Below are 11510 nucleotides of genomic sequence, written 5' to 3' on the forward strand. Positions count from 1 at the left end.
CTGCGGCGGGATCGTCTGCCGGTCGGTCGGTTTGTCGGTGGTGACCGGGGTGGGGCGCGGGCTGGGGCTGGTCGGGCTCGGCGTCGGCGTCGAGGTGCCGTCGGTGGGAGGCGCGGGTGCCGGCGTCGGGCTCTCGGGCGTCGACGACGGGCTCACGCTCGGGCTGACCGTCACCGCGGGGTCGTCGTCGTCACCCCCGCAGGCCGTCAGCACCCCGAGGGTGAGCACCGCCGTCGTCACGGCGGCCCCCACGCGAGCGGTCGTCGTCAGCAGCGTTCGCGTCGGTGTCGTCCCCATGTCGGGAGCCTACGCGCGGCGGCTTCCGTGCAGCGCGGACCGGGAGCCCGACGTCACCCGGCTCAGACCGCGCCCACCAGCGTCCAGGCCCCACCGTCGCGACGCGTCACCCGGCCCTGCACGACGTCGGCCAATTCGCCCACGGTGGCCTCGACGACGGCCCCGATGCGGTGCGCGGGCTCGTCGGCGGCGCACTCGTAGCGAACCACCAGGCGGGGCTCGCCTCGCACCAGCGTGACGTCGCTCGCCTCGACCGTGGTCAACCCCGCGGCGCTCGCGGCGGCCGCGGGCAGCACGGAGTCGGGCCGCACCCCGGGTCTCAGGGTGCCGACGGTGAGCGTGACGCGGTACGAGGGCATGGGCTCATCCAACCCGGCACCACCGACATCGAGCGACGGTCCCAGCAGGGTCGCAGCGCCTTCACGGCACACCCCGAAACACGCCCGACTCACGACCGTGCCACCCTCTCGTCATGAAGCGCACCGCGTCCGCCCGGCTCGAGTTCGACGTCGACGGCCCCGCCGAGTTCGTCCTGTCGATCGCCGCCTCCCGCGCCTACGCCGCGACCGGCACAGGAGCGGCGGCCGACACCGCCCGCATCACCGAGGAGGCGCTGGCCGTCATCCAGCACGGCGCGCCCGTCGAGGTCCGCGAGCTGCACGACCACCACGGCACCCTCCTCCACCTGTGCGACGTCGGTGCCGGCCGGGTCACCGTGGACTACCGGGTGGTCGTCGACGGACGCCTCGACGAACCCGCCGTCGACGAGCTGGACCTCGTGCGATACCGCCGCCCGAGCCGCTACTGCGAGTCCGACACGCTCGGCCCCACCGCCCGCGCCGAGTTCGGCGGGCTCGAGGGGCGCGAGCTGCTGGCCGCGGTCGCGACGTGGGTCGGCTCGCACCTCGCCTACGTGCCCGGGGCCAGCGCCCCCACCGACGGTGCCGTGCAGACCCTGCTCGACCGGCAGGGCGTCTGCCGTGACTACGCCCACCTCGTGATCGCCCTGTTGCGCGGGCTCGACGTGCCCGCGCGGCTGGTCAGCGTCTACGCCCCGGGCCTGTCGCCGATGGACTTCCACGCCGTGGCCGAGGCCTTCGTCGACGGTGCCTGGCACGTGGTCGACGCCACCGGGCTGGCCCCTCGGCAGACGTTGCTGCGCATCGCGACCGGTCGGGACGCCTCCGACACGGCGTTCCTCTCGAGCCACGGGGGCCGCGTCACGGTCGCGGGGATGCAGGTCGGGGCCGTCGCCGACGTCCTGCCGCGCGACGACGTGAGCACCTTCGTCAGCCTCGGCTGAACGCCCGCCGGCTGACCGCCCGCCGGCACCGCGCCTCCTGCGCTCGCGCCGGCCCTGCCGGCCCTGGGCCAGCCCTACCCCGCCACGAATTAAACAATCCGCCACACGATTGCGTGGCGGATTGTTCATTTCGTGGCGGGGCAGCGGGGCGGCGGGGCGGCCCGGCTCAGTCCTCGCGGTGCGCCAGCTTGGCGCCCTCGCGCGCGCGGACGGCGGGCTCGTTCTGGTGCACGCCCGCGGGCCAGGACTCCGGCCCGGCCGACCCCGCCGGGTACTCGTCGATCGCGACCTCGCCGGTCGTCCAGGCCTTGACGACGGGGGCGACGATGCGCCACCCCTCTTCCGCCGAGTCGCCGCGCACCGACAGCGTCGGGTCGTCGTCGAGGATTCCCTCGAGCACCTCGCCGTAGGCCGTCAGGTCGGCGGCACCGAAGTCGGCGTGCAAGGAGGCGCGGGACAGGTCGTACGAGTCGCCCGGCCCGTTGACGTTCAGTTCGAGCGACATCTCGTCGGGCGAGATCGCGATGCGCAGGCGGTCGGGGGTGCCGCCGCCGACGAACTCCTCGGGCACGTGGGTCGGCGGGCGGAACGTGATGACGATCTCGCGGCGACGCGAGGCCAGGGCCTTGCCCGACCGCAGCAGGATCGGCACGCCGGCCCAGCGCCAGTTCGCCACCTCGACGACGACCTCGGCCAGCGTCTCGGTCTCGAGCGACGGGTCGACGCCGTCCTCGTCGACGTAGGCGGGCAGGGTGCGTCCGTCGACCTCGCCCTTGCCGTAGCGGGCGCGACGGGTGTTGGCGACGGCGTCGTCGTCCCAGACGTGGGTGGCGCGCAGCACCAACTCCTTCTCGTCGCGCAGGTCGGCCGGGCCGAGCGTCGCGGGAGCGTTCATCGTCAGCACGGCCATGACCTGCAGCAGGTGGCTCTGGATCATGTCGACCATGGCGCCGGCGTGGTCGTAGTAGCGCGCGCGGTTCTCGAGGCCGAGCTCTTCGTCGTAGACGATCTCGATGCTCTCGACGTGCTGGTTGTTGAGCATGGGCTCGATCAGGCGGTTCGCGAAGCGCAGGCCGAGCAGGTTGAGCACGGTCGAGCGGCCCAGGAAGTGGTCGACGCGGTGCACCTGGTCCTCGTGCACGAGTCGCAGGACCTGCTGGTTCAGCTTCTTCGCGCTGGCGAGGTCGGTGCCGAACGGCTTCTCGAGGGCGAGCGAGGTGCCCTCGGGCAGGTCGACCTTCCGCAGGGCGGCACAGGCCTTCTCGGTGATGGCGGGCGGCAGGGCGAAGTAGATCGACGGAGGGGCGTCACAGGCCTCGACGAGGCTGCGGAGGCCGTCGACCCCGGTCACGTCGGCCGTGACGTACGTGGTCGACTCGAGCAACGCGTCGACGGCGGGGCCGCTCGCGTGGACGCTGTCGAACGACGTCTTCACACGCGCCTTCCACTCGGCGTCGGTGTACTCCTCGACGCCGGCACCGATCAGCTGCACGCGGCGCGTCGGCTCCAGCGCCAGCAGCCCGCCGAGGCCGGGCATCAGGAGGCGCGCGGCGAGATCCCCGCTCGCCCCCAGGATCAACAGGGTGGCCGGTTCGGGGGCCTTCTTCGCGCTCATGTCGTGCACGGTAGTGGGCCGCGCCCGGGTGCGCCCGGGTGCGCCCGGGACGGGGGTGCCACGGACCGCCTCGGAGCACCCGGCGTAGCGTCCACGCCATGAGCGACCAGACCTACACCGCCCGCTTCGTCGGCCACGACGAGACCACCACCGAAGAACTCACCCTCATCGACGGCCTGCCGCAGAAGAGCGTCACCCGCCCCGGAGCCTCCGACGGCGAGGACCTCATGTGGGAGCTCGACGACGACGCCAGCGAAGGCGGCGAGTACGTCTACCGCTCCCTCGGCGTCTCGGGCCACGACTACAGCTGACCCTCCGGCCTGGTGGGTCGCCCCGCCGACCCTCCGCACCACGGGATGGACGTCGCACCGCCTAGTGGGCATCGCACCGCCGAAATGGGTGGTGCGATGCCCGATCGGCGGTGCGACATCCGTCCGGCGGTGCGATGCCCGTCCGGCGGTGCGATGCCCGCCCGGCGGTGCGGCATCGGTCCGGGGAGGCGCGGGCTGCATCACCTTCGCGGGGGAGGGGCGGGAGGACACCCTGCCCTAGCCTCGTCAGCATGTGGTTGCTGCTGTGGCTCGTGGTGCTCGTCTTCGGGGCCGCCCTCACGACGAACGCGACGGCGCGAGAACTCGCGGCCGCCGGCGACCACCGCTTCCCGTGGTGGCGACAGTCCCCGCACACCCCTCCGGGCATCCGGTGGGCGCGGGGGTTCGGCACGGGGGTGACGCTGCTCGGAGTCTTCGGCATCCGCGAGACCACCGACCTCGGCTTCTCCACCGTCGTCGTGTTCCTGGCCGTGGCCGCCGCCCAGTGCGGACAGATCGCATGGCACAACCGCCGGGTCGCCCGGCTCGCCCCCGCCGAGCCGGGCGCGGCCGAGGCCCCGAGCCGCGCCTCCTGACCCGACCCGCGCCTCCACCGGCGTGCAATTCGCGACCACGACGCGACGACACGCCGACATCTCGTGGCGGGGTGGCTCGTCAGGCCACTCGAGGTCGGGTTCGGCACGCAGATCGGGCTCGACAGCGGCTGCCGAGGTCGGGTTCGGCACGGCGGCACGGCGGCGCGACGGCTGAGGAGATCCCTCGTAGGTCGCGCCCGGCAGGTCAGGCCCGGCGGGTGGGGCGCACCGAGACGACCTCGGCGGTGGCTCCGTGCGGCAGGTCGACGACGAGGCGTACGGCGTCGGCGACGGACTGCGGCTCGAGGTAGAGCGACGGGTCGTACGTGCCGCCCTCGGCCGTGACCAGCTCGTGCTGCATGTCGGTGTCGACGCGGCCCGGGTGCACCGAGCTGACCCGGACGCCGTGCGGACGTTCCTCCTCGCGGAGGGAGTCGGTGAGCGCCCGCAGCGCGAACTTGCTCGCGGCGTAGGTGCTGCCGTTCGGCCCGGCCGTGAAGCCCGAGCCGCTGTTGATCGAGACGACCGTCCCCTGAGCCGCCCGCAGGGCCGGCAGCAGCTGACGCGTCACCTCGGCCACGGCGAACACGTTGACCTCGAACACGCGCCGCCAGTCGTCGCGCTCGGTGTCGGCGACGGCTCGGCCGCCGATCACGCCGGCCGCGTGGACCAACACGTCGAGCCCGTCGAGCGGCGGCACCGTGACGGTCGGGCCCGAGAGGTCGGCGGCCCACGCCGTCGCGGATGGGAGGTCGGCGGTGATCGCCCGCAGCGCCTCCTCGTCGCGGCCGTGGACGATCACGTGGTGGGTGCGGGCGAGGTCGCGGACGACGGCGAGGCCGATGCCCCGCGAGCCCCCGGTGACGAGTGCGGTCTTCATCGCCCCAGTCTGCCGGTCAGGCCAGCGGGTCGTGCCCCCAGTTCATCAGGGACCAGCGCCACTTCGTGTCGGTGACGTCGCCCGAGGGGCGCTGCTTCGAGTGGCGCGCGACGTAGCCGTGGACCTTCTCCATGTGCTTCCAGTCGGCGTCGGTCAGGTCGGCCTTCTTCTTCTCGAGGATGCGCACGATGTGCCGGCCGCTCTCGTGCCCGACGGACTCGCCGCCGTCCTTCTGCCCCACCTCGCGCGACTCGTCGGTGTCGAGCCACTCGCGCAGCGTCGAGGCCGTCATGTTCACGTCGTCGTGGAACTCGTCCCAGGTCTGCCGTCGATCGTCGTCTGCCATGCGACGAGCCAAGCACGCCCTGCACCGCCCTGCACCGCCCTGCACTGCACCGCACCGCCCCGCACCGCACCGCACCGCCGGATCGGCGATGATGGCACGGTGCGCACCCTGACCACCGGCACCGCCGCCCTGCTGCTCGCCGCCTCCCTGGCGGTGACGCTGACCTCGTGCTCGGCCGACGGGAACAACCCGACGGTCGCACCGCAGGCGAAGATCCCGGCCGGGCTCGCCGTCGAGGGGTACGCCATCGCCTCACCGGACGCCGCGACGGCAGCCGCCGAGGCGTTCGACCGCAGCGAGGCGGCGATCGACACGGTCGGCGTCTCGGGCGTCGCGATCACGGCCGGCGGGGCCGGTGTCGCCCCGAGCGACGAGTCCGCCAACTCCCTGCGCGAGGCCGCCCAGTCGGCGGGCAAGAAGGCCGAGCTGCTGGTCGTCAACGCCGGCCAGGACGGATTCAGCGGCGAGCTCGCGACACAGCTGTTGTCGAGCCGGGCCAACCGCGAGTTCGTCGTGTCGGGCCTCACCGGAGAGGTCGTCAACGGAGGCTGGGACGGCGTCCAGATCGACTTCGAGTCGCTCTCGGCCGCGGACGCCCCGGGGCTGGTCGACTTCGCCGCCGAGCTGCGCGACGCCCTGCCCGACGACGCCACGATCTCGATGGCCGTGCAGCCCGACACCGACGAAGCGGGGTACGCGGACCTCGGTTACGACCTCGCCGCCCTGTCCGACTCCGTCGACCGGTTCGTGCTCATGGCCTACGACCAGCACGGCACCGGCTTCAGCGAACCCGGGCCCGTCGGCGGCCTGCCCTGGGTCGGCCAGGTGCTCGACGCCGCTCTCGAGCTCGTCCCGGCCGACCGCCTCGACCTCGGCGTGGCGGGGTACGGCTACCGCTGGACCGGCGAGGGCACCGCAGGAGGCGCGGTGTCGGTCGCCGAGGCCCGTACTGGTGCGCAGTCCACCGGTTCGTGGGACGCCGAGCAGGCCGAGTACACGGCGTCGCCCGGCGACGGCTCGACCCTCTGGTGGTCCGACGGCCGCTCGATCACGGCGCGCGCCGACCTGGCCGAGTCGAAGGGGCTGCACGGCGTCGCGATCTGGCAGCTGACGACGGGCGACCCGATCCGCCGCGGCTGACGCCGATCAGCGCGAGAGAGGGCTGCCCCTACGGCGTGACGACGCCGATCGGGCCGGTCAGCTGGGGGATGTCCCGGTCGCTCAGCAGCCAGTGTTCTCCGCGACCGGTGATCAGCAGCGCGAGCGGACCCGGACGGCAGACGACGAGCGCGCCGCCTTCTTGGTGCAGCACGCCGTCGAGCGCGCCACCGAGGTCGCGGTCGTCCTCGGAGCCCGAGGCCGACAGGACGGCGCAGCGACCCTCGGCGCCCATCGCCTGCAGCAGTCGGCGCATGCCCTCGGGGTCGCTGCGGTCGGGACCGAGCGGGTGGGCGACGGCCATGTCGACCCACTCGACCGAGCCGGTCAGGTCGGCGAGGGCCTGCTCCTCGGGGCCGGCCGGGTCGACGGCGAGGTCGTGCACGGACTGCTTGCGATCGGGCGCGGCGAAGGCCTCGAGCGCGGTGATGACGGAAAGGGGGAGCGACGCCACGGGTGTTCTCCTGTCGAGGGGTTCCCACCATCCTCCCACCCGAGCTGCCCTCACAGGTCCGTCCCCAGGCGGAAACCGGAGCGGGCTCCGAGTCGAGCCGTCGCACTACGCTGCCGGAGAGCGACCCGACGCGCGACGACGACCCGAACTGCCCACCCACGACGACGACGGAGACACCGTGAGCGACGCCCCCGGCCAGCAGCCCTGGCAGAACCCCCAGCAGCCCCAGAACCCTCAGCACTCGGCGCCGTACCAGGGCCAGCACCCGCAGCAGCCCCAGCAGCCCGGCCAGCAGCCACAGCACCCGCAGCAGCCCTACCCCGGTCCCGGCGGGTACACCGACCCGCTCAAGGGCACCAACCCCGGTGTCGGCACCTCGACCCCGTTCATCTGGGTGCTCGTCCTGCTGCCGCTGGTGCAACTGATCGGGCTCGCCTTCTGGGACGTCGGCGACTACCTGGAGCGCACCGCCACGATCACCCCGGGCGTCTACCAGTCGCCCTTCACGCCGGGCTACCTCGCCTACATGGGCATCGGCCTGCTCGTCTACGCCCTCACGGTCGTCCTCGCCTGGCTCGACCACCGGGCGTTGGCGAGCCGGGGCATCGTGAAGCCGTTCCCGTGGCCGTGGGCGTTCCTCACGGTCGTCTACATCATCGGTCGCTCGGTCGTCGTGAAGCGCCGCACCGGTGGCGGGCTCGCGCCGCTGTGGCTCTACATCGCCGTGTACCTGGTCACGATCGTGGTCGCGTTCACGGTGTTCATCGTGGCCTTCGCCGAATTCGTGCAGACGATGCCCTCCCTGCCGACCGCCCCGTAGCGGGCCCTGCTGCGAGGATGGTCGCGTGACCTCCTCCACCGCACCCCGCCTCGGCCTGCTCCTCGACGTCGACGGCCCGATCGCCAGCCCCGTGACCCGCAGCATCGCGCTGCCCGAGATCACCCGCGACCTCGTGGCGCTCGCCGCCCTCGGCGTGCCGATCGTCTTCAACACCGGGCGTTCGGACGCGTTCATCCGCGACGAGGTCGTCCGCCCGTTGCTCGCGGCCGGCCTGCCCGAGGGGTCGCGCGTGCACGGCGTCTGCGAGAAGGGCGCCGTGTGGTTCACGATCGGCCCCGAGCACGGTGCCGACGGCATCGGTCCGATCGAGGTCGACTCGTCGCTCGCCATGCCCGCCGACTTCGGTGCCGAGATGCAGGCGCTGGTGGCGGACGAGTTCGCCGACCTGGTCTTCTACGACACGACCAAGCACGCGATGGTCTCGATCGAGCAGCTCACGAGCGTCGAGTCGTCGACCTACCTGGGCCGGCAACGCGACCTCGACGAGAAGGCGATGCAGGCGCTGGTCCGCCGCGGGTTCGGCGTGCGCCGACTCGACGACGTGCGGCCCGACGCGTCCGGCGCCGTGCAGTGGCGCGTCGACCCGACGATCATCTCGACCGACATCGAGTCGGTGCGGCTCGGCAAGGACCTGGGGGCCGAGCGCGCGCTCGAGCTGCTGGCCGCCGACGGCGAGCCCCCGCTCGCCTGGCGCACGGTCGGCGACTCGCGCAGCGACTACGCCATGGCCGACTGGCTGCACGCGCAGGGTCACGCGGTCGCCCACGTCGACGTCCGCCCGGCCGACGGCGTGCCGACGACGCCGTACCCGGTGCTGACGAGCTCGACGGGCGCCATCCACGACGAGGCCGGGGCCGAGTTCCTGGCCGGCTGGCTGGCCGACCTCACCGTCTGACGCGTCCGGGCCGGCGACACGCCCGGCCGAGACCGTCCTCGAGGACGCCCCCCGCGCCTCCTCGGCCCGCTCGCCGTGGTCGCCCCCACCCGCCCGTCGGCGTGCCCCCCGGACGGGTGAGACGGGTGACCCTCGGGCCGCGACGGGTGTCACCTCCCCGCTGTCCACGCGGGCTGTGACCCGTTCGAGGGGGCGTACCCCCCGAACGGGTGTCGCGGAGCTGCTCGAACGACCCTGTACTGTTTCGACACGTCCCCGGAACGGTCCCCCGAAAGGCCCACACCGGAGACGAGCCCGTCGATCGAACGGCCCGAACCGTTCGCAGTCGACGGACCCGAAACGGGAGCCCCGGCTCCCACCCGACCGCCGCCCACCCCGGCGCGTCACCTCGAGTCGCCGCTGTCGCCGACGCCCCTCCGGACGTCCGACGGCGGTTCCCCACCGCCGTCGGCGTCCGGTCGTCTCTCAGACCCGAACCCGGAGAGAACACGCATGTCCCGAACCATGCGCGTCCGCGACAGCGACGCCGAAAACCGACCCGACACCGCCGCACCCGACACCGGCCCCACCCTCGACCTGGCACCTCGCTCGCGGAGCGAACTGAGGCGCCAGGCACAGACCGACGAGGTGCGGGGGTCGCGTGCACGCCCCTCGACGCGGATCACGAGCGACCACCACGCGTCGGTCGTCTCGCGCACCGAGGGGCGTGCCCACTCGCCCTTCATGGTGCTGCTCGTGCTCGCCTGCACCATGGGCATCCTGCTGTACGGGCAGTTCCTGCTGAACCCCGCGAACCGGGGCGACCTGCTGCCCTACGTCGCCGTCATCATCGCCGAGGCCGTCCTGGTCCTGCAGGCGCTGCTCGCGATGTGGACGATCCTCTCGGGGGGCCAGAACCCCCGCGACTTCGACTTCCACTCGACGCAGGACACGCTCTACGACGAGGACGCCATCGACCGGCTCGGCGTCCGCGACCAGCCGCACCTGTGGCCGATCGTCGTCGACGGGAAGACCGTCGTCGTCGACGTCTTCGTGACCGTCTACGGCGAGGAGCTCTCGAAGATCGCGATGACCGTCCAGGCCGCCGTCGCGATGCAGGGTGCGCACCGCACCTGGGTGCTGGACGACGGTCGAAGCGACGAGGTCAAGGACCTCGCCGCGACGCTCGGTGCCCGCTACATCCGCCGGTTGACCAGCAACGGCGCCAAGGCGGGCAACGTCAACCACGCCTTGTCGGTGGCCAAGGGCGACTACTTCGCCATCTTCGACGCGGACTTCGTGCCCAAGCCGATGTTCCTGCACGAGACCGTGCCGTTCTTCATCGACGAGAAGGTCGCCTTCGTCCAGACCCCGCAGTCGTACGGCAACCTCGTGAGCATCGTCAGCCGCGGCGCCGGCTACATGCAGGCCGTCTTCTACCGGTACATCCAGCCCGGCCGCAACCGGTTCAACGCCGCGTTCTGCGTCGGCACCAACGTCATCTTCCGCCGCGCGGCGATCGACGAGGTCGGCGGCATCGACACCGACTCGAAGTCCGAGGACGTCTGGACGAGCCTGTTCCTGCACGAGGCCGGGTGGCGGTCGATCTACATCCCGATGACGCTGGCGATCGGCGACGCTCCGGAGACCATCGAGGCCTACAGCAAGCAGCAGCTGCGCTGGGCGACCGGTGGCTTCGAGATCCTCTTCCGGCACAACCCGCTGAGCCCCCGTCGCACCCTGACGATGGACCAGCGCTTCCAGTACACGCTGACGGCGACCCACTACCTGACGGGCATCGCCCCGTTGCTGCTGATCATGGTGCCGCCGATGGAGATCTTCTTCGACCTGCGGCCGATGAACCTGCACATCTCGGTGCTGCAGTGGCTGCTCTTCTACTCTGGCTTCTACCTGCTGCAGATCGCGCTGGCGTTCTTCACCCTCGGGTCGTTCCGCTGGGAGGTGCTGATGCTCGCGTCGGTGTCGTTCCCGATCTACGTCAAGGCGTTGTGGAACGTGCTGAGCGGCAAGGACACCGCCTGGCACGTGACCGGCGGAGGCAAGGCGTCGAGTCCGTTCAACGTGCTCGTCCCCCAGGTGCTGTTCTGGCTCTTCCTGTCGCTCACGTCCCTCGTGGCGATCTGGCGCGACTGGGACAACCGGGTGCTCACGCTCGCCACGGTCTGGAACCTGATCAACACCGCCGTGCTCTCGGCGTTCCTGCTGGCGGCCCTGCGTGAGGCCGGGGCGATCAAGCGGGCGGCCCGCTCGGGCTCGAGTGCCCGCACCACCGTCGCCGGTCCCGTCACCACCGGCCCCGTGGCCGTGCAGACCCTCCGCACCCAGGTCGCCCGCCCGCTGCCCCGCAGCCACGACGAGTTCCTCGAGCTGTCGGCCGAGCAGCGCCTCGAGCAGCGTCGGCGCGACGACGAGCGCCGTCACCTGCTCGAGGCCCGACTCGCCGTGGCAGACGACCAGCACGCCCACGAGGCGCAGCACGGCGACGAGGCATCGCACACACCGCACGCGGGACCGGTGACCGGACCCGACCGACACGACACGAACGACCGAGAGAAGGTGGTCTCATGACCTGGGGCAACAGGATCAAGATGACCGTCGGCATCCTGGTGGTGCTCGCCCTCGTGGCCGTCTTCACCGTCGTCTTCACGCAGCGGCAGGCCCAGGTCATCAGCACCAGCGCCGCCATCGCGAGCCAGGACTTCTCCGTCGGCACCGACTACAGCGGCACGGTCACCTCGACCGACGCCGAGGTCGGCGACCGGGTCAAGAAGGGCGACGTGCTCTTCTCGCTGCAGAGCCCCTCGCTGCAGAAGG

The 11510-nt window shown here is 72.2% G+C and carries 13 protein-coding genes and 1 pseudogene; 8 read left to right on the forward strand and 6 right to left on the reverse strand.

The features are described from left to right. Together ASE87_RS16370 and ASE87_RS10530 are read right to left on the reverse strand one after the other, a co-directional pair. A pseudogene (locus ASE87_RS16370) lies at positions 1–297 on the reverse strand (DUF3494 domain-containing protein); the annotation flags it as partial. A 62-nt stretch (positions 298–359) separates the two neighbouring features. Then, positions 360–656: a hypothetical protein gene (locus ASE87_RS10530; protein WP_043596776.1), complete on the reverse strand. Its 297-nt coding sequence runs from the start codon at positions 654–656 to the stop codon at positions 360–362. 113 nt (positions 657–769) lie between these two features. Between ASE87_RS10530 and ASE87_RS10535 the strand changes: the two genes are divergently transcribed. Beyond that, positions 770–1600: a transglutaminase family protein gene (locus ASE87_RS10535; protein ID WP_056228353.1), complete on the forward strand. Its 831-nt coding sequence runs from the start codon at positions 770–772 to the stop codon at positions 1598–1600. A 166-nt stretch (positions 1601–1766) separates the two neighbouring features. Here the strand turns inward: ASE87_RS10535 and ASE87_RS10540 are convergent, their stop codons facing one another. Further along, positions 1767–3215, reverse strand: a complete 1449-nt coding sequence (locus tag ASE87_RS10540; RefSeq protein WP_082452555.1) for a glucose-6-phosphate dehydrogenase — start codon at positions 3213–3215, stop codon at positions 1767–1769. 98 nt (positions 3216–3313) lie between these two features. Between ASE87_RS10540 and ASE87_RS10545 the strand changes: the two genes are divergently transcribed. Together ASE87_RS10545 and ASE87_RS10550 are read left to right on the forward strand one after the other, a co-directional pair. After that, a complete protein-coding gene (locus ASE87_RS10545; RefSeq protein WP_043596779.1) occupies positions 3314–3526 on the forward strand; it encodes a hypothetical protein in 213 nt (70 codons plus the stop codon). A gap of 251 nt (positions 3527–3777) precedes the next feature. Continuing rightward, complete coding sequence (locus ASE87_RS10550) at positions 3778–4122, forward strand: hypothetical protein (protein WP_056228356.1); 345 nt, start codon at positions 3778–3780, stop codon at positions 4120–4122. 205 nt (positions 4123–4327) lie between these two features. Here ASE87_RS10550 and ASE87_RS10555 read toward each other — a convergent pair whose 3' ends face one another. Together ASE87_RS10555 and ASE87_RS10560 are read right to left on the reverse strand one after the other, a co-directional pair. Continuing rightward, positions 4328–5002 (reverse strand): SDR family oxidoreductase, encoded by a 675-nt coding sequence (locus ASE87_RS10555; protein ID WP_056228359.1) that lies wholly within the window; start codon positions 5000–5002, stop codon positions 4328–4330. Positions 5003–5018: 16 nt separating this feature from the next. Next, a complete protein-coding gene (locus ASE87_RS10560) occupies positions 5019–5348 on the reverse strand; it encodes a DUF3140 domain-containing protein (RefSeq protein WP_043596783.1) in 330 nt (109 codons plus the stop codon). A gap of 99 nt (positions 5349–5447) precedes the next feature. Between ASE87_RS10560 and ASE87_RS10565 the strand changes: the two genes are divergently transcribed. Continuing rightward, the gene (locus ASE87_RS10565) at positions 5448–6488 is read left to right on the forward strand and encodes a glycosyl hydrolase family 18 protein (protein WP_056228362.1); all 1041 of its coding nucleotides are present in this window, start codon (positions 5448–5450) and stop codon (positions 6486–6488) included. Positions 6489–6516: 28 nt separating this feature from the next. Here the strand turns inward: ASE87_RS10565 and ASE87_RS10570 are convergent, their stop codons facing one another. Then, positions 6517–6960, reverse strand: coding sequence for a hypothetical protein (locus tag ASE87_RS10570; protein ID WP_043596785.1), 444 nt, complete (start codon positions 6958–6960; stop codon positions 6517–6519). A gap of 178 nt (positions 6961–7138) precedes the next feature. On the opposite strand from ASE87_RS10570, the gene ASE87_RS10575 reads away from it, so the two are divergent. From ASE87_RS10575 to ASE87_RS10590, 4 genes are all read left to right on the forward strand, one after another. Continuing rightward, positions 7139–7780, forward strand: a complete 642-nt coding sequence (locus tag ASE87_RS10575) for a hypothetical protein (protein WP_056228363.1) — start codon at positions 7139–7141, stop codon at positions 7778–7780. Between the two features lie 25 nt (positions 7781–7805). Beyond that, positions 7806–8696, forward strand: coding sequence for a hypothetical protein (locus ASE87_RS10580; RefSeq protein WP_043596787.1), 891 nt, complete (start codon positions 7806–7808; stop codon positions 8694–8696). 492 nt (positions 8697–9188) lie between these two features. Continuing rightward, positions 9189–11264: a glycosyltransferase gene (locus ASE87_RS10585; protein ID WP_052505412.1), complete on the forward strand. Its 2076-nt coding sequence runs from the start codon at positions 9189–9191 to the stop codon at positions 11262–11264. Continuing rightward, on the forward strand, positions 11261–11510 hold a 250-nt coding region (locus ASE87_RS10590; protein ID WP_157489902.1), incomplete at its 3' end, for a biotin/lipoyl-binding protein. The genes ASE87_RS10585 and ASE87_RS10590, both read left to right, overlap by 4 nt.

Source organism: Frigoribacterium sp. Leaf44 (assembly GCF_001421865.1).
GTDB lineage: Bacteria > Actinomycetota > Actinomycetes > Actinomycetales > Microbacteriaceae > Frigoribacterium.